At 57.7% G+C, this 22,753-nt stretch carries 21 protein-coding genes; 8 read left to right on the top strand and 13 right to left on the bottom strand.

Translation table 11 applies throughout. From position 1 onward, the window contains the following. Position 1: 1 nt before the first annotated feature. The 7 genes from NH398_RS10435 to NH398_RS10405 form a co-directional block, all read right to left on the bottom strand. Positions 2-598 carry a cell division protein ZipA C-terminal FtsZ-binding domain-containing protein gene (locus NH398_RS10435; protein ID WP_253018410.1) on the bottom strand — a complete coding sequence of 199 codons (597 nt, stop codon included), beginning with the start codon at positions 596-598 and terminating at the stop codon, positions 2-4. Between the two features lie 28 nt (positions 599-626). After that, the gene (locus tag NH398_RS10430; protein ID WP_253018408.1) at positions 627-1,094 is read right to left on the bottom strand and encodes a TspO/MBR family protein; all 468 of its coding nucleotides are present in this window, start codon (positions 1,092-1,094) and stop codon (positions 627-629) included. 167 nt (positions 1,095-1,261) lie between these two features. Next, positions 1,262-2,380 (bottom strand): alkene reductase, encoded by a 1,119-nt coding sequence (locus tag NH398_RS10425; protein WP_253018406.1) that lies wholly within the window; start codon positions 2,378-2,380, stop codon positions 1,262-1,264. 165 nt (positions 2,381-2,545) lie between these two features. Then, a complete protein-coding gene (locus NH398_RS10420; protein WP_253018404.1) occupies positions 2,546-2,917 on the bottom strand; it encodes a hypothetical protein in 372 nt (123 codons plus the stop codon). A gap of 155 nt (positions 2,918-3,072) precedes the next feature. Then, positions 3,073-3,813, bottom strand: a complete 741-nt coding sequence (locus NH398_RS10415) for a sulfite exporter TauE/SafE family protein (protein ID WP_159343353.1) — start codon at positions 3,811-3,813, stop codon at positions 3,073-3,075. Positions 3,814-3,824: 11 nt separating this feature from the next. Continuing rightward, positions 3,825-4,520, bottom strand: a complete 696-nt coding sequence (locus NH398_RS10410) for a lysozyme-like domain containing protein (RefSeq protein WP_253018402.1) — start codon at positions 4,518-4,520, stop codon at positions 3,825-3,827. A 74-nt stretch (positions 4,521-4,594) separates the two neighbouring features. Next, the gene (locus NH398_RS10405) at positions 4,595-6,013 is read right to left on the bottom strand and encodes a PLP-dependent aminotransferase family protein (protein ID WP_253018400.1); all 1,419 of its coding nucleotides are present in this window, start codon (positions 6,011-6,013) and stop codon (positions 4,595-4,597) included. 234 nt (positions 6,014-6,247) lie between these two features. On the opposite strand from NH398_RS10405, the gene NH398_RS10400 reads away from it, so the two are divergent. The 5 genes from NH398_RS10400 to NH398_RS10380 all read left to right on the top strand — a co-directional run bounded on the left by NH398_RS10400 (position 6,248) and on the right by NH398_RS10380 (position 11,945). Further along, positions 6,248-7,663 (top strand): APC family permease, encoded by a 1,416-nt coding sequence (locus NH398_RS10400; protein ID WP_253018398.1) that lies wholly within the window; start codon positions 6,248-6,250, stop codon positions 7,661-7,663. A 29-nt stretch (positions 7,664-7,692) separates the two neighbouring features. Next, entirely contained in the window at positions 7,693-9,144 is a 1,452-nt protein-coding gene (locus tag NH398_RS10395; RefSeq protein WP_253018396.1) for an NAD-dependent succinate-semialdehyde dehydrogenase, read from the top strand. Positions 9,145-9,155: 11 nt separating this feature from the next. After that, positions 9,156-10,427, top strand: coding sequence for a 4-aminobutyrate--2-oxoglutarate transaminase (gene gabT, locus NH398_RS10390; protein ID WP_253018394.1), 1,272 nt, complete (start codon positions 9,156-9,158; stop codon positions 10,425-10,427). A 235-nt stretch (positions 10,428-10,662) separates the two neighbouring features. Next, on the top strand, positions 10,663-10,842 hold the full coding sequence (locus tag NH398_RS10385) for a hypothetical protein (protein ID WP_139525852.1): 180 nt from the start codon (positions 10,663-10,665) through the stop codon (positions 10,840-10,842). Beyond that, positions 10,839-11,945, top strand: a complete 1,107-nt coding sequence (locus tag NH398_RS10380) for an LPO_1073/Vpar_1526 family protein (RefSeq protein WP_253018392.1) — start codon at positions 10,839-10,841, stop codon at positions 11,943-11,945. The genes NH398_RS10385 and NH398_RS10380 overlap by 4 nt, the downstream gene beginning before the upstream one ends. Before the next feature lie 275 nt (positions 11,946-12,220). On the opposite strand, the gene NH398_RS10375 is transcribed toward NH398_RS10380, so the two are convergent. Continuing rightward, entirely contained in the window at positions 12,221-13,789 is a 1,569-nt protein-coding gene (locus NH398_RS10375; protein ID WP_253018390.1) for an FAD-binding domain-containing protein, read from the bottom strand. Between the two features lie 110 nt (positions 13,790-13,899). On the opposite strand from NH398_RS10375, the gene NH398_RS10370 reads away from it, so the two are divergent. Continuing rightward, entirely contained in the window at positions 13,900-14,202 is a 303-nt protein-coding gene (locus tag NH398_RS10370; protein WP_062363117.1) for an antibiotic biosynthesis monooxygenase, read from the top strand. On the opposite strand, the gene NH398_RS10365 is transcribed toward NH398_RS10370, so the two are convergent. The 5 genes from NH398_RS10365 to NH398_RS10345 form a co-directional block, all read right to left on the bottom strand. Further along, positions 14,171-15,589 carry an amidase gene (locus tag NH398_RS10365; protein WP_253018388.1) on the bottom strand — a complete coding sequence of 473 codons (1,419 nt, stop codon included), beginning with the start codon at positions 15,587-15,589 and terminating at the stop codon, positions 14,171-14,173. The genes NH398_RS10370 and NH398_RS10365 overlap by 32 nt on opposite strands. A 2-nt stretch (positions 15,590-15,591) precedes the next feature. Further along, positions 15,592-16,863: a Zn-dependent hydrolase gene (locus NH398_RS10360; RefSeq protein WP_253018386.1), complete on the bottom strand. Its 1,272-nt coding sequence runs from the start codon at positions 16,861-16,863 to the stop codon at positions 15,592-15,594. Positions 16,864-16,881: 18 nt separating this feature from the next. Continuing rightward, a complete protein-coding gene (locus NH398_RS10355; protein WP_253018384.1) occupies positions 16,882-17,712 on the bottom strand; it encodes an FCD domain-containing protein in 831 nt (276 codons plus the stop codon). 11 nt (positions 17,713-17,723) lie between these two features. After that, positions 17,724-19,199 (bottom strand): sodium:solute symporter family protein, encoded by a 1,476-nt coding sequence (locus NH398_RS10350; protein WP_290441478.1) that lies wholly within the window; start codon positions 19,197-19,199, stop codon positions 17,724-17,726. Between the two features lie 63 nt (positions 19,200-19,262). Beyond that, positions 19,263-19,505: a hypothetical protein gene (locus NH398_RS10345; protein ID WP_253018380.1), complete on the bottom strand. Its 243-nt coding sequence runs from the start codon at positions 19,503-19,505 to the stop codon at positions 19,263-19,265. A 306-nt stretch (positions 19,506-19,811) separates the two neighbouring features. On the opposite strand from NH398_RS10345, the gene NH398_RS10340 reads away from it, so the two are divergent. Continuing rightward, entirely contained in the window at positions 19,812-21,185 is a 1,374-nt protein-coding gene (locus NH398_RS10340) for an aspartate aminotransferase family protein (protein ID WP_290441464.1), read from the top strand. Between the two features lie 30 nt (positions 21,186-21,215). After that, on the top strand, positions 21,216-22,712 hold the full coding sequence (locus tag NH398_RS10335; protein ID WP_253018785.1) for a CoA-acylating methylmalonate-semialdehyde dehydrogenase: 1,497 nt from the start codon (positions 21,216-21,218) through the stop codon (positions 22,710-22,712). Positions 22,713-22,753: the final 41 nt, after the last annotated feature.

Genomic DNA, 22,753 nt, shown 5'->3' with positions numbered 1-22,753 from the left:
CTTAACCAATGATTTGAGCGTAGGTGGCCTCGGTGGCTGGCTCTCGGTCGGCATCCAGCATGTCGCCGCTGAAGGTCTCGTTCATCTCTTTGGCGAGTTCCACATACACGTGCATCTGCTGATTGCGGCGTTTGTGCAGCGGCGGCTTCACCAGCAGGCTAACCCCCCGAATGGGCTCGTGGGTTTCCCCGCGCAGCAGGTCGGGCATTTCCCCAGGCGGGAAGGCGTTGGCCACGGTAATCGGGTTAGATGCCTGCTGGCCGTCGATCAAAAACACCTTCTTGATGGCGTCGTAATGGGCGCCTTTCCCACGCAGCCACTCGGTCAATCGCTCATCGGTGGTGACATCCGGCTGGTTGAAAATGACGAACAGCGAGTGCTGTTTGACCTTCCCCGTGCGCTTGGCGGGAGCGGGCGGCGGCTCTTCCGCTGGCGGCGGCGTAGGCGCGACGACCGGTGCCGGTGCCTCTGCTGCTTCGGCCTTGGCCTTGGCGCGGCGCCGTTTGGGCACCACGACGTAAGCGAAAATCACTACGGCCAGCACCCCTAACAGCAGCGAGGCAAAGGCCAGTAGAACGGGCAGTGACGTTGTATCCATGGGGTAACACCCTTTTGTTAGTTAACCCTTAGGCGCTATTTAATCGCAAAATGGTGGCGTTGAGTGCCAGCGCGAGAGCGACCCACAGCCAGTAAGGCACCATTAGCCACGCGGCGAGGCTATTCACCTGGGCAAACAGGCCAATGGCCAGCGTAATCAGCCCCAACAGCAGCAAGATATCCACCAGCGCGGCGGCCATCTGTTTGCGCCCAAAAAACAGCCATGACCACGCCGCATTGGCCAACAGCTGCACACCATACACAGCAAGGCCCGCGCTACGCAGTGGCGAGTCGTCCGCCATATAAATCCGCCAAGCCGCAATCGCCATCAAGAGATAGAGAATCCCCCAGGCGATGGGGAACGCGAGATCGGGCGGCGTCCAGCGAGGTTTGCGCAGCGCCCGGTACCAACCATCGGGACGAAAGCGTGCGCCCGTGGCGGCAGCGGCACCCACCAGTAGCAATGAGACCAGCAGCGCCAACAGCGAAGCGAGCATAAACCACCTGTTCGTGAGTAAAGAAACGCGCGTTAAAACGAGAGAATCAATAGCCTAGCAGCGTTTTAAAACACGTAGGCATAAAAAAAGCACCACCTAAGTGATGCTTTTCGTCCATAAGGGTTCCCCCAAAAGGGGAAACCCAGCCCTGCGCATCGCGAAGAGGCTTAGCTCATGCGGTCATAGCCGTTATCCATGAACGGATAATCGGTGTAGCCCTTCTCATCGCCGCCATAGAACGTTTCATGGTTCGGCTCGGTGAGCGGGGCGTTCACGCGGAAGCGCTCCGGAAGATCCGGGTTGGCAATGTAGGGGCGGCCAAAGGCCACGGCATCGGCAGTATGTTCGCTGATGCGTGATTCGGCGCGCTCGGCGTCGTAGTTGCCGCAGTAGATCAGGCTGCCGCTAAAGCGTTCGCGCATCTGCTCACGGAAACCGGCAGGGAAGGTGATGTCGCCGCCCGCCCAGTTCGGCTCGTTGAGGTGCAGGTAGGCGAGGCCGCGCTTGGAGAGCTGCTCTGCCATGTAGAACGCCATCGCTTCCGGCTCGTCGTCGGTCAAGCCGAACAGCTCGATGAACGGCGTCATACGAATGCCGACACGCTCAGCACCAAACACTTCCACGACCGCATCGACCACTTCCAGCGGGAAGCGGGCACGGTTTTCCAGCGAACCGCCGTACTGGTCGGTGCGCTTATTGGTGCCGGTGGCCAGGAACTGGTTCAACAGGTAAGCGTTGGCAGCGTGGACTTCGACCATATCGAACCCGGCGCGCTTGGCGCGGATGGCCGCTTGGCGGTAATCATCCACGATGCCAGGAATCTCGTCGGTTTCCAGCGCACGCGGCGTGCTAGTGGGGTGCTGACCAGCGGTGCCGTCTTCGAATTCAACAAAGCACTGAGCGCCTTCACCTTTCAGCGCGCTAGGGGCTACCGGCTGCTGGCCGTTGGGCTGCACCATCTCATGGGAAACGCGGCCCACATGCCACAGCTGCAGGGCCATGCGGCCACCTTTGGCGTGAACGGCATTCACGACGCCTTTCCAACCTGCTTCCTGCTCGTCGGTCCAGATGCCGGGCGTGTACACATAGCCACGGGCAGTAGGAGAGATGTTAGTGGCTTCGCTGATGATCAGGCCCGCACCGGCGCGCTGGCCGTAATAGGCTTCCTGCATTTTGCCCGGCACGCTATCCGGCGTGCGCGAACGGGTCAGCGGCGCCATGATGACGCGGTTAGGAATGGTCAAGCTACCTAGCGTGGTGGGGGTAAACAGCGTCTCGTACGCCATAGGGCAAAACTCCTTTGCAGCAGTGAGTATCATCGTGGCAAACAGAATAGACCAGTTTACTAGTAAGCGCCAACAACGATGCTATGCCCTAATTAATGGGGACGGACGCGCAAAACAAAACCCCACCGGGTAAATGAGGCGGGGTTAGAGGGTAAATACGTTTGTTCAGTGCCGCTGCCAAGGCCAGCGACGCTTAACCGGCGTATCGATTTGGCTAATGGCGCTGGTGAGCGGCAGCATGATCGCGCTGAGCTGGCGGTGGCAGACGGCGCTGCTGAGTACGCCGGGGCACTGTTTGAGCAGCAGGTCGCACTGTTGGGAGGCGATGAATAGCTGCTCCACGACCTCAGGCGCGAACAGCGGCTTGGCCTGCTGGCAGCAGCGGGTCAGCTCGCGTGAGAGCATGGAGAGCATGCTGGTGTCTAGCCAGCAGGGCAGCGGGTCTTCCAGCCGTCCGGCAATCGAGTGCTGAATGGCTTCAAACGATGTGCGTAAAAACAGCAGGGTTTGACGAAGCTGGCGCTGTTCACTGGTCATGTGACGTCCCTTTACCTCAACGGCCCTTTCTCTACCAAAGTGCTGGCTAAAAAGAGAGTGTTTCTCATTTGCATCTTTCGGAGAAGATAGCCTTACTCAATCGCGGTGTCAATTACAGGCTATGAACGAATGATGAGTGGCGGTACCGCCCACGCTTAGCGGCTGAGCAGGTACACCCCTTGCAGGAAGTAGAACACCCCAATGCCGGTGACGATCCAGCGGGTCCAGGTGCGGAAATTGGCGTCGGTCAGGCGGTGCAGAATCCGTGTGCCGGTTTGGGTGCCCAGCATGGCAAACGGGGCGGCCAGTAGCACGATGCTCCACTCACCCACGCTGAGCGCAAGGGCGGCACCTAAGTAGAAGAGGATTTTGATGGAGTGGGCGACCACTTGAATCATGGCCTTGGTAGCGACGACTTGGCGACGGTCCATCTGCGAGCGCACAAAGAAGATATCGATCAGCGGGCCGGATACCCCGGCGGCAATCGTGAGGCCACCCGAGGCGATGCCGCAGCAAAACGCGTGGCTGGCGCGATGGGCATCGAGCTGGAACCAGTGCTTGGGCGTCCAGACCAAGATGGGCAGCAGCCCGATCAATAAAGAAACAGTGGCCGCATTGGGCGTGTAGTTAAACAGCAGCAGAAGCCCTGCCGCGCTGAGTACGCCCAGCGCCATCAGTGCCACAATGCGCCAAACAATAAAGCGCCGCGACAGCCACGCCCGAGAAGCATTGGACGTTAACTGAATCACCCCATGCACGGCCATGGCAGTACTGGCGGGGAATATCACCAGCAGGAACCACAGCAACACCAGCCCGCCCGCCATACCAAACACACCGGAGAGCATGGAGGTGAAAAACACCACGCCGACAAAGGCGAATCCCATTAACAGTGTCATGAAAGACGCCCTCAGCTACGACAGAACGGCCACACCTGATAGAACTTGCGGCACTGGAACTCTGCCTGGCAGCTGTTGAGCTGGGCCTGGTAGCGGTTGGAAAGGCTCGCCACTTGGCGGCCTGCGTTGAGCACCTGGGGTTTACTGCGATAAGTGCCTCGCTGATAGCCGCCTGCACCCTCGTGGTAGGCGTAATAGAGGTGCTCAGGATTGTTGAGCGAAATGCCCGTTTGGGCGCGAGTGCGGGCGTTGTACCAGCCAACGAAATCGGTGGCGTGTTTCATATGCGTGCGCCGGGCAAACAGGCTGCCCGCTTGGTCTTCGTACTCACCCCATACCGGGTCTTGAGCTTGGGCGTAACCTTTAGCGGAAGAGGGGCGCGGGCCGGGAATAAAGCCAAGATAGTATTTGCGGTCTGGGCGCACGTGGCTGCGAAACGAGGACTCCCGCTGAATAAACGCCATTTGGGTCGCGATGGGCGTTCCCCATTTCTCTTCAGACTCTTGCGCGTAGTCGTACCAGCTAGGCTGTTCGCGGAAAATCTCGCAGATATTGGTCTGATCCTCCGGCGGGCTGGGCGCAAAGGTCGCGCACCCAGAGAGCAGCAGTAGTGCTGCGACGGCCAGCCAGCCGCGTAGCTGGGCGGTATAAGAGGAGGCAGTGGAAGAGAGCGCAGAGACCCAAAAGCTATCAACAGGGCGATGCATAAGACGGTCCTTGTGGATAAGTCGTGTTACTCACGTTTTGTGTAGTGTACTGACGAATAAAGCGCGTTGGCCGCTTAGCGCAGCAATGGCTCCAGGCAGCGGCGTAGGCGCTGCGCCTCGCGCACCAGCGTTTCCCCAGAGAGCATGCCCACCCCCATCACCAAGCCAGCGCGCGGGTCGTTCGGCGCACACACCGGGCTTAACGGCCGCACAATTAAGTGCTCTTTCAGCAATGATTGCGCGATGGCTACATCGTTAATGCCCGGCTCGAACTCCACGCACAGGCTGATGGCACTGCTAGGAGCCGACACCGAGCGCACGTGGGGCAGCGAGCGCAGCTGGTCGTGAAGCACCTGCTGGCGGCCTAAATAGTCCCGCTGAATGCGCCGACACCAGGCATCCAAATCACCATCAAAAATAAACTGGGCCAGCACGGCTTGGTCCAGCATACGGCCCTCGCGAAACAGCTCGCTGCGCAGGCGGTTCATGGGCCCTGCCAAATGGCGCGGCACCACCAAGTAGCCCAGCCGCAGGCCGGGAAACATCATCTTAGAGAAAGAGCCTACCAGCAAATGGCGCTCAGAGTGGGCATCAAACAGCAGGTTGGGGTGGTCGTCGCGGTTAAATTCATAGTCATCTTCCACCACGTAGGTGGGCGATAACGCCTCCCACAGCCGCTGTTTATGCTCGGCGCTGGTCGGCACGCTGAGCGGGTAGTGGTGCGAGCCGGTGAGGTAAGCCAGCGCCACGGGGCCGGGTGAGGCGGGCAAGGCATGGCCCGCTTCAGGCCGCCACGGCAGCATCTCGATGTTAAGCCCGGCGGCGGTAAACACGTTGCGCGCACCCCAGTAACAGGGCGACTCCATGGCCACCGTATCGCCCACATCCGCCAGGGTGACGGCGCACAGCTCAATGCCGTTGTGGGTGCCATCGGTAATGATGATCTGCTCGGTATCACAATGAATATCCCGCCAGCGGGCCAGAAAATCACGAATCGCGCGTTTCAGCGGGCCGTAGCCACCGGTGGAGTAGGAGAGCAGCAGGGCATTTTGCGGCACCGTCACGCTGGCGTAGAGCTGACGCCACTTGCGCATGGGGAACTGAGCGATATCTGGAATGCCGGGCACGAAAGCCCCGCTCTGAATCATGCTGGCCCCAGGGCCTTGCAGCACCCGCTGGGCGCGCTGTGATAGCTGCACATTGGTGGGTGCATCGGGCGGTGGTGTTAACGGCTTGCAGGTCCAGGTGCCTTGGCCGTGGGCGGTGGTCAGCAGCTGCTCTTCCAACAGCGTGCCAATCGCCAGGGCCAGGGTTTGGCGCGCCACCTGAATGGCATCGGCCAACACCCGATGAGAAGGCAAACGCAGCCCGCTTGGCCACTGCTGCGTGATGGCTTGGCGTAGCGCCTGCTCAATGCGCACCTGCTTACTCAGCCGCTCCGGTTGGAGTGCATAAAGTTGCATAAATTGGTGCAAGACCTGCTGGCGATCCATATCAACGCCCTCTTTTCCGCGTGAAGCCCGCTGCTGTCAGGCGTTTAGACGAAAGCATTATGTCAGTTATGCACTTATTTGGTGCGTTGAAAAAGTGGTCTAGTCGAACGCCAAAGTGGTGCATTCGCGTTCTGACCGCCGCCTGCTAGCGTGTAACTATTCCGTCACTGGAATCAGGATACTGCGCCACAGAGCGCCAACGACAACATCCAATAACCTGCAGGATACTGTGCGATGACCACTCCCTCTTCTGAACAGGATAAGCTCGTCCGGGTACTGGCCCGCGGCGACGTATTAGCCCTCGCCTTCGGCGCGATGATTGGCTGGGGCTGGATTGTATTAACCGGCACCGCGATTCAATCCGCTGGCAGCGTAGGCGCTATTTTAGCGTTTATCGTCGGCGGTTTAGCGATCATCATGGTGGGCCTGACCTACGCCGAGCTGGCCTCCGCCATGCCCAAAGTAGGCGGTGAGCATGTCTACAGCTACCGCGCCCTGGGTCACTTACCCTCTTTCTTATGCACCTGGGCGATTATTTTAGGCTATTTAAGCGTGGTGGCCTTTGAAGCCGTGGCGCTGCCCACCGTCATTGAGCACCTAGCGCCAAACTATGCGGTTGGCCACTTATGGACCATCGCGGGCTGGGAAGTCAAAGCGACGTGGGTGGCCGTCGGTGTTGGCGGCTCGCTCGCCATGATGGTTATCAACTACTTCGGTGTGACCACCGCCGCGCTGATCCAAAAAGTCGTGACCGGCATGATTTTGCTGGTTGGCGTGCTGTTTGTCACGGGCGCGCTGTTCGAAGGCGAAACCATCAACATGATGCCGCTGTTCACCCAGGCCGATACCGGCGTGGTGGCGGGCATTGTCGCGGTGCTGGTCATGGTGCCGTTCTTGTTCGTGGGCTTTGACGTCATTCCCCAAGCCGCTGAAGAGATTAACCTGCCCTACAAAGCCATCGGCAAAGTGTTGATGATGTCGGTCATTCTGGCAGTGGTGTGGTACGCGCTGATCATTCTGGCCACCAGCCTTGCCCTGAACAGCACCGAGCTGGCCGCGAGTTCCCTGAGCGTGCCGGATGCCATGGGCAGCCTGTTCAACGCCCCCTGGGCCAGCAACTTAATGATACTGGCCGGTATTGCGGGCATCATCACCAGCTGGAACGCCTTCTACATCGGCGGTTCGCGGGCGATCTACGCCCTGGCCCGTGCGGGCATGCTGCCTGCGCCGTTTGCCAAGCTGCACCCGCGCTATAAAACGCCCACTAACGCCATCTTCCTGATGGGCTTCCTCTCCTGTATCGCCCCGTTCTTCGGCCGCCCCGCGCTGGTGTGGATCGTCAACGCCGGTGGCCTGGGCATCGTGATTGCCTACCTGTTCGTGGCCATCTCCTTTGTAGTGCTGCGGGTTCGCGAGCCGGATATGCCGCGCCCGTTCCGCATTCGTCACGGCAAGCTGTGCGGCACCCTGGCGGTCGTCCTCTCTTTCGGCATGGCGTGCCTCTACCTGCCCGGTAGCCCGGCGGCACTGAGCGGCGCTGAGTGGTCGATCTTCGCGGGCTGGTCGCTGCTGGGGGTGGGGCTGTACATCCACGCCCTGCGCACCTACGGCCGCGCCTACAGCGACCAACACATGATGGCTGACCTGTAAGCCGTTCCAACACTTTAAAGGAGCACGCTATGAGCTTTATAGAACAGTGGTTGCACGATGCCGTACCGGCCCTGGTGGGTGGGCAGTGGCGCAAGGGCCAGCAGACCTTTGCCGTAGATAACCCCGCCACCGGCGAGACCATTGCCCACGTGGCGGATTTAAGCGCCGACGACACCCGCGACGCCGTGGCCGCCGCTTACGAAGCCGGTGCCGCCTGGCGCGCCACCCCGGTGAAACAGCGCTCCGCGCTACTGCGCCGCTGGTTTGGGCTGATCAATGAGCACGCCGACGACCTAGCCCGCCTGATGACCCTGGAGCAGGGCAAGCCGCTGGCGGAAGCCAAAGGCGAAGTCACCTACGGCGCATCGTTCATCGAGTTCTTCGCCGAAGAAGCCAAACGCATGGCGGGGGAAACCCTGCCCAGCCACGGCGCGGACAAGCGCCTGCTGGTACTGCGCGAACCGGTTGGCGTGGTCGCGGCGATTACCCCGTGGAACTTCCCGCTCGCGATGATTACCCGCAAATGCGCCCCGGCCCTGGCCGCTGGCTGCACCGTGGTCATCAAGCCAGCAGAAGCCACGCCGCTGACCGCGCTGGCCGCCGCCTATTTGGCGCTGGAAGCGGGCCTGCCCGCAGGCACTATCAATGTGGTTACTGCTTCCAAACCCGCTGCCGTGGGCGAGGTGCTTACCACTGACTCTCGGGTGCGCAAGGTGTCGTTTACCGGTTCTACCCCGGTGGGCAAACACCTGCTGGCCCAGTGCGCCAGTACGGTGAAGAAAACCGCCATGGAGCTGGGCGGCAACGCGCCGTTCATCGTGTTTGACGACGCCGATGTGGACGCCGCTGTGAACGGAGCCATCGCCTCCAAGTTCCGCAACGCCGGGCAAACCTGCGTGTGCACCAACCGCTTCCTGGTACAGGACGGCATTTACGATGCCTTCGTCGCGAAGCTCACCGAGCGCGTGAACGCGCTCAACGTGGGTGACGGACTGGCCGAAGGCAGCATCATCGGCCCGCTGATCAACCAAGCCGCCGTGGATAAAGTGCAGCGCCACGTCGACGACGCGGTGAGCAAAGGCGCGCGCCTACTGTGCGGCGGCCAGCCCCACGCGGCGGGTGATCGCTTCTTTACTCCCACGGTACTGGCGGATGTGACCACTCAAATGGCCGTCGCCGATGAAGAGACCTTCGGCCCGGTCGCGCCGGTGTTCCGCTTCCAGCGCGATGAAGAAGCCATCGCCATGGCCAACGACACCCCGTTTGGCCTGGCCGCCTACTTCTACGCCACGGATTACCGCCGCATCTGGCGCACCATGGAGCAGCTGGAGTACGGCATGGTCGGCGTGAACGAAGGGCTGATCTCCACCGAGCTAGCGCCGTTTGGCGGCGTGAAAGAGTCCGGGTTGGGCCGTGAAGGTTCCCACCACGGGTTGGATGAATTTACGGAACTGAAGTACGTCTGCGTGGGCGGTTTATAAAGAGAACGATGATGACTAACCAAGAATTGAACGACCTGAAAAAACGCTTCGTGGCCAACGGTGCCGCCACGCCGACGACCCAGTTTGCCGAACGCGCTGAAAACGCCGAGCTGTGGGACGCCGACGGCAAACGCTGGATCGACTTCGCAGGCGGCATTGGTGTGCTTAACTTGGGCCACCGCCACCCGAAAATCGTCGCGGCGGTGGAAGCGCAGCTCAAGAAAGTCATGCACACCAGCGCGGCGGTCATCTCCTACGCGCCCTACGTGCAGCTGTGCCAAAAGCTCTGCGAACTCACCCCGGTGCGCGGCCACGAGCGTAAAGCCATGCTGGTGAACACCGGTGCCGAAGCGCTGGAAAACGCCGTGAAGATCGCCCGCGCCGCCACTGGCCGCACCGGCATCATCACGTTCGACGGTGCCTTCCACGGCCGCACCATGATGACCCTGGCGATGACCGGCAAGGTGCTGCCCTACAAGAACGACTTCGGCCCGATGCCGGGCGATGTGTTCCGCGCACCGTTCCCTAATCCGCTGCACGGCATCAGCGAAGAGGCTTCGCTGAACGCCATTCGCACGCTGTTCAAAACCGATATCGCCCCGCACCGCACGGCGGCCATTGTGATTGAACCGGTACAGGGCGAAGGCGGCTTCTACATCGCCTCGCCGGATTACCTGAAAGCTCTGCGCGCCCTGTGCGACGAGCACGGCATTCTGTTGATCGCCGACGAAGTGCAGTCCGGCTTTGCCCGTACCGGTAAGCTGTTTGCACTGGAACACAGCGGCATCGAAGCGGACATTCTCACCACCGCCAAGAGCCTCGCCAACGGCATGCCGCTCTCTGCCGTGGTCGGCACTGCCAAGGTGATGGACGCCTCCGGCCCCAACTCTCTAGGCGGCACCTACAGCGGCAACCCGCTCTCCTGTGCGGCGGCCCTGGCGGTGATCGAAGCCATCGAAGAAGAGAACATCCTGGCCCGCAGCGAGCAGATGGGCAAAATGCTGGCCGAACGTTTCACCGTCTGGGAAGAGCGCTTCCCCGCCGTCGCCCACGGCCGCCAGCTCGGCGCCATGGCCGCGTTCGAACTGCTCAACCGCGACGGCAAGCCCGACCCGCAAATGACCGGCGCACTCTGCGCCAAAGCCCGCGAGAAAGGCCTGATCCTGCTTTCGTGTGGCTTCTACGGCAACAGCGTACGCATTCTTGTACCGCTGACGGTGTCGTCTGCGGTGTTGGAAGAAGGGCTGAGCATTATTGAGGCGTCGTTGGAAGCGTTGAGCTAATAGTCTTCTAAGCGGCACTAAGCCCGCCCATCGTCAGGCAGCGTAAGCTGTTGGCGGTGGGTGGGTTTTTTTGTGGGCGTTGAAAGCATGGCGCTGAGATGATCAGTCGATTTCAGGGCGCTGTGCTAAGCTGGGTTTGGATGGGAGGCTGCTCAAGGTGGAGTTGTGAGGAGATGCAGTAAAAAGACAGTTTTGATATTTAGCCTGTTATAGACCATAGGTGGAAAGTGCAGATATGGAATGGATTGTAGAGAATAAAGAATGGCTTTTTAGCGGCATCGCAATAGCGTTACCTCTTGCGATTATAAGTTGGTTTATTTCTTCCCGAAAAAACAAGCAGAATCAGAAAGGCGGAAATAACTCAACGAATATACAAGTTGGTGGTGATTTTAAAATAGGTGGCGACAAAAAATGATGAGTAAACAAAGTCAAAAAGGTGGAAGTCAGTCAACAAACTTGCAAGCTGATCAAATGGTCGTGCACATGGGGATTGATGAAAAGCGTGCCCGAGAGGTGTTTCAAGAAATGAACCGCCAGTTGAGACAAGACTATACTCATGAAGCATTCGAGATTGCGAATGCGAGGATATCTGAGTTTGAAAAAAGTCTCATGCCAAAAATGGAAAAGGTTGAAGGTGCCTTGGAGGCTTTTGCAGATCCAAGTTTTCAATTATTACTAGTTGATGCACAAAAAACAGCTGCATCTACAGAAAGACCAGCTGATTATGATCTATTGTCTGAATTGCTTGTTCATAGATTTCAAAAAAGTGATAACCGCATTGCAAGAGCTGGTATTAGTCTCGCTGTTGAAATTGTAGATAAAATTTCTGACGAGGCTTTACTCGGTTTGACGGTAGCTCATGCTGTAAATAGCTTTTTTCCTGTCGCTGGTGATATTGATAAAGGGCTGGATGTTTTAAATGACTTGTTTGGGAAAGTTATCTACGGAAAGTTACCTGTAGGCCATGAGTGGCTCGATCATTTGGATATTTTGAATACAGTCCGATTAAACTCATTCGGCAGCTTGAAAAAAGTGCAGCAGTATTATCCAGAAAACTTGCCAGGCTATATAGATGTAGGTATAGAGAAAGGTTCAGAAAATCACGTTAAAGCATTGGAGATACTTGATGCTAACCATTTGCCCAGAGTGCTGTTAATCGATCATAGCCTGAATTCTGACTATTTAAGAATCCCAGTTTCTAATAGAGATCAAATTGATTCAATTCCATTGCAAAAAACAATCTTACAAGAAGGATCTATAGTCATCGTGCCGGTAAAGTTAACAGGCTCCCAAGTAGAAGCGATAAACTCTATTTATAACCTTTACTCTCAAAATGATGGTGTAAAGCAAAGTAATATCAATTCATTTATGGATGAGTGGAAGAAAAGGCCGAATCTGAATGCTTTGAAAAAGTGGTGGGACAATATCCCACTCATTTTAACAATAACCTCAGCGGGAAAAGTTCTGGCACATTCTAATGCCCAAAGATGTGATAAAAATTTGCCGCCAATGAATTAGATGATTGTATAATAAGGCATTGCTTTAGGATAAATTTGCCGCAGATTGCGGGGTTAGGCACTTTTCTGCCAACTGAGTAGGTAAATGTTGGGTACTCTTCAAACGAGCCGCCGGATGGATATTGACTGATAGCATTACTGAAGAAATTTGCCAATAGTATCAGCAATATAGAAAACAAAAAGCTACTTCTCATGGCGCATATGCAATGCCGTATTTTCCCAGATGAGGCCGCGTCTTCTGGTGACCAGCTAGTAAGCCATAGCCAAGCTTAACGTCTACTTACCCTCATCAAACAACAAAAGCTGCTGGCGATTGGCGGGTTTCGTTTTTTTACCACGCCGAGCAGGCGGCCGCCGCTGACTCGCCAGCTTATCCACAATCGCTTTGCTGGCTTCTCTTGCATTTGGAGTCCGACGCAGCTCATACAACAGCTTCTTCCAATAGCGCGCCTCGGCTTCAAAGTCATTGGGGATGGGGTAATCGACGCCCGGCTGAAAGCCGAACCGCTTTTTCAGGCTTTCCGGCAGTGCCCAGGGTTTGGCGCGCCATTCCTGAGGCAGGGGCGAAAGCTCCGGCACCCAGCGGGCGATGAACTCGCCAGTGGGGTCGTTATCTTCTGCCTGCTTGATCGGGTTGTAGACCCGCATGGCGTTGGTGCCCGTGGCGCCTGCTTGCATCTGCACTTGGGGGTAGTGAATGCCGGGCTCAAAATCGGTGAACAGCCGAGCCAAGTGCAGTGCAGGTTCGTACCAGTGCAGCCCCAGGCCAAAGGTGGCGTGGGAGAGCAGCATGGCGCGCATGCGAAAGTTGATCCAGCCGGTGGCGGTCAGGCTGCGCATGCAGGCATCCACCAGCGGCACGCCGGTTTGGCCGAGCTTCCAGGCGATCAGGTTGGGATGTTCCGGGTCGCGCTCCCGCAGGCCGCGCAGCGCCGGGTGCAGCGTTTGATGCTCGATGCTGGGTTCGCTCTCCAGCTTCTGGATAAAGTGGCAGTGCCAGTAGAGCCGCGAGGTAAAGGCGCGCAGCGAGCGGGCCCAGGCGGTGTCGTCGGCGTGCTTTTGCCGCTGGCGGCGCAGGGATTGCACCACTTCCCGCATGGAGAGTGTGCCCCAGGCTAAGTGCGGGGAGAGCCGCGATCCAAACTCCCAGGCCAGTAACGGTTTAGAGAGCGAGCCGCGATAGCGACGCCCGCGCTGAGTAATAAAGCTCAGCCACAGCGCGCGGCCTTCACTGCGCCCGCCGCGCTGGCGTTGGGGGCAGGGCGTGGTATCGAACCCCAAGGTCAGTGAGGGCAGTTGTGCCACATCTACGTGATGAAATGCTTCCCAACCGGGTGCTGCCACTGCTGTTGGCGGGGCGGGGCAGGTGGGGGCGGCCATCAATGATTCCCAGTGGTTTTCCCAGCGGGATTGGTGCCCCGTGCGGCTACTCAGCCCGCGAATCACGCCCTGCTGGCGGGCCTCCTGCCAGGGCACCTGGTGGGCGTGGCACCACGCTTGAACGCGTTGGTCGCGCTCAAAACTCCAGGCGTTGCCAGTCTCTTGGTGGGAGTGCAGCACCAGTTCACCGTAGTGGGCTTTGAGCGCGGTTAGGCATTCCACCATGTCGCCCTGCCACAGGCAGAGCGGCAGGCCCAGCGTGTTGAGCGCTTGGGCAAGATCAACCAGCGAATCGGCGGCAAACTGCCAGTGGCGCAGGGCGCTGTCCGGCGCTTGCCACTGCTCAGGCTCGATGGCGAATAGCGGCAACACCGGGCCTGCCGCTGCGGCGTTGGCCAGCGGTGCGTGATCGTGAATGCGCAAATCGCGTTTGAACCAAACGACCTGAAGGGGTGCCTGAGCCATTAGCCGTAACGCCTGTTCGTCACTTATCTATTCGTGATGCAGTGATGACGTTACCATCAAGCGATTGTTTGCGTAACCAACTGAGTCACACCCGCCCACAGGAGAACACTATGTATATCGCCATGAACCGTTTTCGGATTGCTCCAGGCCGCGAAGAGGATTTTCTAGAGGTATGGCGCAACCGCGATTCCCACTTGGACGAAGTGCCCGGCTTCAAGCAGTTTCAAATGCTGCAGGGCGAAAGCCAAGAAGACCACACCGTGTTTATCTCCCACAGCGTGTGGGAATCCGAAGAGGCCTTCCGCGCCTGGACGAAGTCAGACGCCTTCCGCAAAGCGCACGCCAACGCCAAAGCGCCAGAAGGCATCTACCTTGGCCCGCCTAAGTTTGAAGGGTTTGAGGTGGTGTTGTAGGCGGAGTTAACGGCGGCAAATAGCGTTCAAGTAACTGGGCCGCATGCAGTACCTTGAGGTCTTGATATTTACCCGCCACTAAGTGCAAACCTACCGGCAGCCCCTGGTTGTCTAACCCGCAGGGAAGGGAGGCCGCGGGCTGTTGGGTCAGGTTGAAGGGATAACTGAACGGCGTCCAATCCATCCAATCTCGATAGTGTTTGCCCGGTGGTACGTTGTGGCCCGCTGCAAAGGGCGCAATGGGCATCGTAGGCGTTACTAGCAAATCATAGCGTTCGTGAAAGGCGGCCATGTGAGCGGTCAATTCGCTGCGCTCACGCCGGGCGGCGAGGTAGGCGGAAAGCGATACATCTTGCCCGCGTCGTGCAATCTCCAGAAAGCCAGGGTCAAGCGCTGCCTGCTGCTGTTCGTTCAGTTTTTCGAGTGCCTGCGTGGCCCCCGCAAACCAGAGTGTATTAAACGTTTTAAGCGGATCGCTAAAGCCTGGGTCAATGCGTTCTACGGTGGCCCCCAATGCTTCTAAATAAGCGATGGCTTCCTCAACTCGCTGGGCAATATCTGGCGCTACCTCTACATAGCCAAGATTGGCGCTAAAAGCGATGCGCCAGCCACTGAGGCTCGCTGGGGGCGGCGTGAGCCAGTCTGGCCCTGTAGGGTTTCCAGCATAACCATCCCGAGCATCGGGCTGGGCCATGACGCTGAGCATGAGGGCGCTATCACGTGCAGTGCGCGTCATAGGCCCTAAATGAGACAGCGTACTCATGGTGCTGGCAGGCCACTGAGGCACCCAGCCGAAAGTGGGTTTAATACCAAACGTGCCGGTAAAGCTGCACGGAATACGGATGGAGCCGCCCGCGTCGCTGCCTTGATGAAGTAGGCCCAGGTTAAGCGCCGCGGCTGCCCCCGCGCCGCCGGATGACCCTCCTGGCGTTAGCTCAGTGTTCCAAGGGTTGCGGGTGATGCCGTGCAGCGGGTTATCGGTGACGCCTTTCCAACCAAATTCAGGCGAGGTGGTTTTACCGACCACAATGGCCCCGGCATTGCGTAGGTGACGGCTAATGGGCGCATCTACCTCCCAGGGGCCATCCGGAGCCGTGGTGGTGGAACCCAGCCGTGTAGGCAGGCCTTTGGTTAGGGTTAAATCTTTGATCGTCACTGGGATGCCGTCTAGCGGGCCGCAGGGGGAGCCTGCTTGCCAGCGTCGAGCGGATTCTGCCGCTAAACGGCGTGCCTCTTCCCCGTTAATACAGGTGAAGGCATTCACCTTGGGGTTATCTCGCTCAATACGCGTTAAGCAGTCCTCCACCAGCGTTTCCGGCGAAAGCGAGCCCTCGCTGAAACGTGCCAATGCATCAGTTGCCGTCAGGGTTTCAAAGGTATCCGCCATGATTACTCCCCGCTTTTCACACCGGCCGCATTGAGCATGGCGTGCAGTAAAACGTTACAGCCTGCGTGGACGTGCTCGGGGGTGGCGCTTTCAATCTCGTTATGGCTAATGCCATCTTTGCAGGGAATAAAGATCATGGCAGCGGGGGCGACACGGCCAACAAACATCGCATCGTGCCCGGCTCCGCTGATGATATCCATGTGTGACAGCTGCAGCTTTTCAGCGGCTTGTCGCACGCTATCCACACATGCTTTATTGAAATGCTCTGGCGCAAAATCTGCGGTGGGGGTGAGCTCGTATTCCAGCCCGTGACGTTGGCAAATGTCTTCAACGGCGGTAGCCACCGCTTGGCCCATGGCGATTAGGGCGTCGGGTTCCCAGTGGCGCATATCCAGGGTCATTTTGACTTGGCCGGGAATGACATTGCGCGAACCTGGGTATAGCGTCATACAGCCTACCGTGCCGCGCCCGTGGGGTTGGTGCTCATGGGCAATTCGGTTGAGCGCTTGAGTAACTTCTGCGGCCCCCATCATGGCATCCCGACGAAGATTCATTGGGGTGGGGCCTGCATGGGCTTCAAGCCCTGTGAGGGTTAAGTCGAACCACTTCTGCCCAAGCCCACCGATGACAACGCCAATGGTGGTGTCGGTATCTTCGAGAATGGGGCCTTGCTCAATGTGTGGCTCAAAATAGGCTTTGATCTCGTTGGGTGAGACCTCATCACTACCGCGATAGTGAATCGCGTCTAAGGCATCGCTGACCGTAACACCATCGGCGTCGGTGCGCGCCATCATGGCGTCAAACGCCAGCTCACCAGTGAATACCCCGGAGCCCATCATACAAGGGGGAAATCGGCAGCCTTCTTCATTGGTCCACGCGACCACTTCAATCGGCGATTGCGTGGTGATGTTGTGCTGGTTTAGGGTGCGAATCACTTCAAGGCCAGACATGACACCGAAGCAGCCGTCGTATTTACCGCCGGTGGGTTGGGTATCTAAGTGACTGCCGGCCATGACTGTTTTGGCGCTGGGGTCGCTGCCTTCCCGGCGGGCAAAAATATTGCCAATATTATCAATGCGAATCGTACAGCCTTCAGCACGACACCACTGAATAAACAGGTCGCGGCCTTGACGCTCTAAGTCGGTCAGCGCCTGGCGGTTCACGCCGCCCTTCGGCGTGGCCCCTAGTTTGGCCATCTCCATGAGCGACGCCCACAGGCGGTCGCTGTCAGTGAGTAGGTTGGACTCTTTGATGGGGGTAACGTAGGTATTCATCTCACTCTCCTCGCAAAGTTAAACGGATGTGTTTTCCGTTAGTAAGTCGTGCAGCTTGGAACGGTGATTCTGATGATTGGGTGAATCGTTGCTGACCAGCATCTGTACCGCCATTTCTGCTTCCAGTGCGCTCATGTGATGTTCAGCATCGGCCATGTGCTCGGCCATGATCTGTCGCACACGCGGGGCATCTTCAGCGCGGTAGGCATCCACTAGCTGCCGGTGGTAATCCTGGTTGGCGTGGTCGAATTGCTTTCGCTCCGGGACGTACGCTTTTTTGATCACCACCAAATCGCGCAGCATGTCGTTTAAGAACTGGCACATAAACGCGAGCAACGGATTCGGACAGGCACGGGCCAGCAACTGGTGAAACTCCAGCTCTAGAAAACGTTGGTGTCGATGATCCTCTTCATGACTCGCACAGCAGGCGCAGGCCGACATATTGGCTTCCAACTTTTGGAAGTCCTGCTCGTTGAGCTTACCCACCACGGAGGCCGCCAGTTCTACTTCCAGCAGTTTGCGTAACTGGTATACCTGCTTGCCATCCAATTGCTGGAAGTGCAGGAAGTTACGCAGCATTCGGCTGGCGGGCTCCATGCTGGGCTGATTAATGACCGCGCCTCCTTTAGGCCCGGTTTTTAACGTGATGAGCCCCTCAACCTCTAAGATCTTGAGCGCTTCTCGCACGGTGCCCTTAGCGCTACCGTAAAGCTCCATCAGCGCTTTTTCGTTGGGCAGCCGGTCGCCTTCTCCCAGTGACTCTGCGGCTATCCAGCGCTTGATGTCGTCGCTAATCAGCTCGGCAAGCTTGGGTCTGCGCGGCGAGGTTGAAACAGGGGCTTGAGTCATCAACCCACTCCTTATAGGTGGTTAGCGCTATTGGTGATTTCTTGTGTATAGGCGGGTAAGCGCTCTGGGTGGTACTCGGCATCATAGTCATAGCGTGCTTGAGTAAAGCGTTCCACGACCGCTGTGTCGCGTCGATGCAGCGCGTGGCTGAGCCCAACAAACAGCGCAGCATTCAGCAATAAACCCCAGATACCCGCATGGTAGCCAAACGGTGCGCTGAGCGGGCCAAAGGTCATGAGGAGCACGCAGGCAACGCCCGCCCACAAACCCGCCAGTGCAGCGGTGGGGTGCGCTTTTTTCCAGGTGATGGCCCCTATGGTGGGAATGATCAACTGCGCGGTGCCCGCCAGTGCCGCAATACCAATCGTGACCAGTACGCCAGGTACGGTAAGCGCCATGATATAAGCGGCCAATGAGAAGCCCACCAGCGATAAACGACCGATATACACAATGCGCGCTTGGCTTGCGTCACGATTGACATAGCGTTTGTAAATATCCATCGTCACCACGGTAGACACCGCGTGGATCTGCGAATTAGCGGTAGACATAGCGGCTGAAGCACCGGCTGCCATGATCAGTGATGCGAGTAGGTAAGGCGCATACTCCATCAACATAATGGGCAGGATCTGGTCTGGGTTCTCTACGTTGGGTTCAAGCAGCACGCCTGAATAGCCAGACAGCACCGAGCCTACATAGGCAAAGGCCGCCAATCCCAGCAAGAACGGCATCAAGTTAAACAGCTTGCCGTGTTTCACCGAGTACATACGCAGCCAGATTTGCGGGCCCATAAAGGCACCAATGGCGGTAATGGCAAATAGCGAGAACCACATGGGGTAGCCCATCGTGCCGTTAGGCCCAGGCATGGTGAGATGGTCAGGAGAGGTTTGCTGAAGTTGACTAAATAGCGCTGTTGGGCCACCTACTTGGCTGGAAATGTAGTAACCGGCATACAGCATGCCGAAGAATAGCAGCGCACCGTAAATAACGTCGGTCCAGGCGATAGCGCGGATACCGCCAATCCATACGTAGATGATAATAATGAAGTAAAACAGCAGGGCGGCGAGCCAGAAAGGGATTAACCCGCCCGAGGCAACCTCAATTAAATAAGCGCCGCCAGTGAGCTGGATCTGCAGATAAGGTACGGTAAAAATCAGCGTAATAGCGGCAACGGTAATGCGCAGTGCCTCACTATTATAAAAATCGCCAATTAAATCTGAAGGTGTTAAGTAATTGAAACGTTTGCCTAAAAACCAAACCCGTTTGCCTATCCAGTAATACATAAAGCCAAACAGGAGGTTCCAAGCTAACGCCGTCAGAAATACCGGCCCGTTGGTATAAAACGTGGCATTAGAGCCGAGGAACGCGAACGCGCTCCACCAAGTGGCCGCGACGGTGAAGAAGACCGCGATACTCCCCATGGCACGGCCTTGAACAAAAAAGTCCTCGCTGGTTTCTTGCGATTGTCGTGCTGATAAAACCCCCACCATCAAGGGGATAATCATAAAAGCTGCAATAATTAATAAGCTACCGGTCATGGTGAACCCCTTTTTTTACAGCTGTTTAGTTGCGTGGACAGTGGATGTTTCGGGGCTGCCCCAATTGGTGAAATAAGCCACCAAAAACAGTGCCGTTAATGCAAACCACCAGAACAAGTTCCACACCAGCAGAAAAGGGAGACCCATCACCATGGGTTCTATGCGGTTAGCCAGCATAATGAGGGGGCTTTCCAGCATAAAAAAGCTGAAGAGCATGCCGCCATAAATGGATAGCTTTAAGGGTGTTAAGTATTTCATAGCAAGTTAGCCCTTTGTTTATATTGAAATTGTGAGCAGTATTCATAGTGCACGCAGGCAACAACAGCGCTGTTTGGCGCATTGTCTGTGCGGGTGCTACTTAGGCGTGTTCCACTGATTTGTTGTATTTATTCGTATAAATATAAGAACTAGGCGCTTTGAATCGCTACGTCAAGGTGAGCAGGCAACGTTTTAAGCTGTGTTGCGTATGGATTCTCTAACGTGAACTCAAGAAAAGCATAATTTTATAAACGTAGTGGGTGGCGCATGCTGAGGGCATGTCTCATAGCGACGGAGCTGGACACTATGTTTGGTTTAAAAAGTAAAACGACCGCACAGCCAGCGGAAAAAAAGGCTGAGCAGTCTGCATCAGGCACCGCCCTCAACCAGCACTTCTGGATGCCGTTCAGCGCGAACCGTGATTTCCGCGCAAACCCGCGCATGATTGCCGGGGCGGAAGGGCGTTATTACATTGATGACCAGGGGCGCAAGCTGTTTGATTCGCTCTCTGGCCTATGGACCTGCGGGGCAGGCCATAACCGTGAAGAGATCCAAAAAGCCGTGGCGGCGCAGCTCGGTACGCTGGATTTTGCCCCCGGTTTTCAGATTGCCCACCCGTTGGCGTTCAAGCTGGCGGAAAAGGTCGCCAGCTTAACGCCTGCTGGGTTGGATCACGTGTTTTTCACCAACTCCGGTTCAGAAGCTGCCGATACCTCGGTCAAGATGGCCAAGGCGTATTGGCGGTTAAAAGGTAAGCCGGAAAAAACCCGCATGATCGGTCGCGCCAAGGGCTACCACGGGGTGAATATTGGTGGCACCAGCCTGGGCGGCATTGGCGGCAACCGTAAGCACTACGGCCAACTGATGGACGTGACGCACCTGCCCCACACCTTGCAGGCGGGCCATGCGTACACCCGTGGCCAAGCGGAAACTGGCGCTGAGCTGGCCGATGCGCTGCTGGATCAAATCGCCCTTCACGATGCCTCTACCATTGCAGCGGTGATTGTGGAGCCGATGTCGGGTTCGGCGGGTGTGATTGTGCCGCCAAAAGGCTATTTGGATCGGCTGCGGGAGATCTGCACCGCCCACGATATTCTGCTGATTTTTGATGAAGTCATTACCGCCTTTGGCCGCAGTGGGGCGACCACCGGGGCCGAAGCGTTTGGCGTCACGCCGGATATCATGAACGTGGCTAAACAGATCACCAACGGCGCGGTGCCGATGGGTGCGGTGATTGCCACTGGCGAGATTTTCGACACCTTTATGCACGCAGGCGGTGCCCAGCACGCCATTGAATTCCCCCACGGCTACACCTACAGCGCCCACCCCGTGGCTTGCGCGGCGGGGCTGGCGGCGCTGGAGATGATGGAGCGTGAAAACTTCCCCGCTCAGGTGAACGCCATCGCTCCGGTGTTCGAGCAGAAGCTGCACGCCCTAAAAGGCCACAACCACATTGTCGATATTCGCAACTACGGTTTGGCCGGTGCCCTTCAGTTAGCGCCGCGCAACGGCGACCCCACGATTCGCCCCCGCGATGCGCATATGGCGCTGTGGGAAGCAGGCTTTTACGTGCGCTACGGCGGCGACACCCTGCAGTTCGGCCCTCCCTTTGGCACCACGGAAGCCGAGCTTGAGCGTTTGTTCGATGCCGTTGCAACCACCCTGGATTCACTGGCGTAACCCTGGCCAACCCTGTTTTGGAGTTTCATGATGAGTGTTGTTTCCCACCTGATTAACGGTGAGCTAGTGGAAAGCCAGCGCACGCTGGACGTCACCAACCCTTCTACGGGCAAGGTTATTCGCCACGTGGCGGATGCCAGCGCGGCGGATGTGGAACGTGCCATTGCTGCTGCCCAGGCTGCTTTTCCTGCCTGGCGCGATACGCCGCCTGCCAAGCGCGCCCAGGTGATGTACCGCTTTAAGCAGCTGCTGGAAGAGCACGCGGAACGCCTCGTGCAACTGGTCAGCGAAGAGCATGGCAAAACGGTCGAAGACGCCATGGGCGAGCTGAAGCGCGGCATTGAAAACGTTGAGTACGCCTGCGGCGTGCCGGAACTGTTAAAAGGCGAGTACTCCCACAACGTGGGTCCGGGCATTGATGCGTGGTCTAACTTCCAGCCGCTGGGCGTGGTCGCGGGCATTACCCCGTTTAATTTCCCCGCCATGGTGCCGCTGTGGATGTACCCGATGGCGATTGCCTGCGGTAACACCTTTATTCTTAAACCTTCCGAAAAAGACCCAACAGCGGCCATGGCCGTGGCCGAACTGCTGCAAGAAGCGGGGCTGCCCAAAGGCGTGATGAACGTGATTCACGGCGGTCGCGAAGCGGTGGAAACACTCTTGGATGCCAAAGCCGTGAAAGCCATTTCGTTTGTGGGTTCCACTCTTGTGGCGGAAGCGATTTATTCCCGAGGTTCGGCAGCGGGCAAGCGCGTTCAGGCCCTGGGCGGGGCGAAGAACCACGCGGTGATTCTGCCGGATGCCGACCTGGAGAACGCCGCCAATACCCTAATGGGTGCCGCCTACGGCAGCTGCGGCGAGCGCTGTATGGCGATCTCGGTAGCGGTGTGCGTAGGCGATGAAACTGCCGACCGGTTAGTGGAAACCATGCTGCCCAAAATCGCCCAGTTGAAGGTGGGCCCGGGTACCGATAAAGGCCTGGATATGGGCCCGCTGGTCACCGCAGAGCATCGCGATAAAGTGCTTGGATTTATTGAGGATGGCGTGAACGCTAGCGCTTCGCTGGTAGCGGATGGCCGTGGCCTGACCGTGGCTGGCCATGAGGATGGCTACTTTGTGGGTGGCTGCCTGTTCGATAACGTCACCGCTGAAATGCGCATTTACCAGGAAGAGATCTTTGGGCCGGTACTCTGCGTGGTACGGGTTGGCAGCCTGGACGATGCCATGCAGCTGATTAACGACCACGAATACGGCAACGGCACCTGCCTGTTTACCCGCGATGGCGAAGCCGCCCGCCGCTTCACCAACGGTATCGAAGTGGGCATGGTGGGGGTGAACGTACCGCTGCCTGTGCCGGTGGCCTACCACAGCTTTGGTGGCTGGAAGCGCTCGCTGTTTGGCGACCTTCACGCCTACGGCCCAGACTCGGTTCGCTTCTACACGCGCCGCAAGGCGGTTTCCCAGCGCTGGCCTTCCGTCAGCGAAGCCACACGGGCGGAGTTCTCGTTTCCTACTAACCAGCGTTGACGCGATGCGCTAACTGCGCCATCTTCACTGCACCACCGCCT

Source organism: Halomonas sp. CnH100-B, assembly GCF_024124605.1.
GTDB lineage: Bacteria > Pseudomonadota > Gammaproteobacteria > Pseudomonadales > Halomonadaceae > Vreelandella.
This window is presented reverse-complemented; position numbering and strand designations above follow the sequence as displayed.

What these genes read in the sequence shown, in the direction of transcription:
- NH398_RS10410 (WP_253018402.1), bottom strand. Translation starts at nt 4,520, where the DNA reads ATGCATCGCCCTGTTGATAGCTTTTGGGTCTCTGCGCTCTCTTCCACT.
- NH398_RS10395 (WP_253018396.1), top strand. Translation starts at nt 7,693, where the DNA reads ATGAGCTTTATAGAACAGTGGTTGCACGATGCCGTACCGGCCCTGGTG.
- NH398_RS10400 (WP_253018398.1), top strand. Translation starts at nt 6,248, where the DNA reads ATGACCACTCCCTCTTCTGAACAGGATAAGCTCGTCCGGGTACTGGCC.
- NH398_RS10385 (WP_139525852.1), top strand. Translation starts at nt 10,663, where the DNA reads ATGGAATGGATTGTAGAGAATAAAGAATGGCTTTTTAGCGGCATCGCA.
- NH398_RS10355 (WP_253018384.1), bottom strand. Translation starts at nt 17,712, where the DNA reads ATGACTCAAGCCCCTGTTTCAACCTCGCCGCGCAGACCCAAGCTTGCC.
- NH398_RS10335 (WP_253018785.1), top strand. Translation starts at nt 21,216, where the DNA reads ATGAGTGTTGTTTCCCACCTGATTAACGGTGAGCTAGTGGAAAGCCAG.
- NH398_RS10350 (WP_290441478.1), bottom strand. Translation starts at nt 19,199, where the DNA reads ATGGTGGGGGTTTTATCAGCACGACAATCGCAAGAAACCAGCGAGGAC.
- gabT (WP_253018394.1), top strand. Translation starts at nt 9,156, where the DNA reads ATGACTAACCAAGAATTGAACGACCTGAAAAAACGCTTCGTGGCCAAC.
- NH398_RS10415 (WP_159343353.1), bottom strand. Translation starts at nt 3,813, where the DNA reads ATGACACTGTTAATGGGATTCGCCTTTGTCGGCGTGGTGTTTTTCACC.
- NH398_RS10360 (WP_253018386.1), bottom strand. Translation starts at nt 16,863, where the DNA reads ATGAATACCTACGTTACCCCCATCAAAGAGTCCAACCTACTCACTGAC.
- NH398_RS10405 (WP_253018400.1), bottom strand. Translation starts at nt 6,013, where the DNA reads ATGGATCGCCAGCAGGTCTTGCACCAATTTATGCAACTTTATGCACTC.
- NH398_RS10340 (WP_290441464.1), top strand. Translation starts at nt 19,812, where the DNA reads ATGTTTGGTTTAAAAAGTAAAACGACCGCACAGCCAGCGGAAAAAAAG.
- NH398_RS10430 (WP_253018408.1), bottom strand. Translation starts at nt 1,094, where the DNA reads ATGCTCGCTTCGCTGTTGGCGCTGCTGGTCTCATTGCTACTGGTGGGT.
- NH398_RS10425 (WP_253018406.1), bottom strand. Translation starts at nt 2,380, where the DNA reads ATGGCGTACGAGACGCTGTTTACCCCCACCACGCTAGGTAGCTTGACC.
- NH398_RS10365 (WP_253018388.1), bottom strand. Translation starts at nt 15,589, where the DNA reads ATGGCGGATACCTTTGAAACCCTGACGGCAACTGATGCATTGGCACGT.
- NH398_RS10380 (WP_253018392.1), top strand. Translation starts at nt 10,839, where the DNA reads ATGATGAGTAAACAAAGTCAAAAAGGTGGAAGTCAGTCAACAAACTTG.
- NH398_RS10420 (WP_253018404.1), bottom strand. Translation starts at nt 2,917, where the DNA reads ATGACCAGTGAACAGCGCCAGCTTCGTCAAACCCTGCTGTTTTTACGC.
- NH398_RS10345 (WP_253018380.1), bottom strand. Translation starts at nt 19,505, where the DNA reads ATGAAATACTTAACACCCTTAAAGCTATCCATTTATGGCGGCATGCTC.
- NH398_RS10375 (WP_253018390.1), bottom strand. Translation starts at nt 13,789, where the DNA reads ATGGCTCAGGCACCCCTTCAGGTCGTTTGGTTCAAACGCGATTTGCGC.
- NH398_RS10435 (WP_253018410.1), bottom strand. Translation starts at nt 598, where the DNA reads ATGGATACAACGTCACTGCCCGTTCTACTGGCCTTTGCCTCGCTGCTG.
- NH398_RS10370 (WP_062363117.1), top strand. Translation starts at nt 13,900, where the DNA reads ATGTATATCGCCATGAACCGTTTTCGGATTGCTCCAGGCCGCGAAGAG.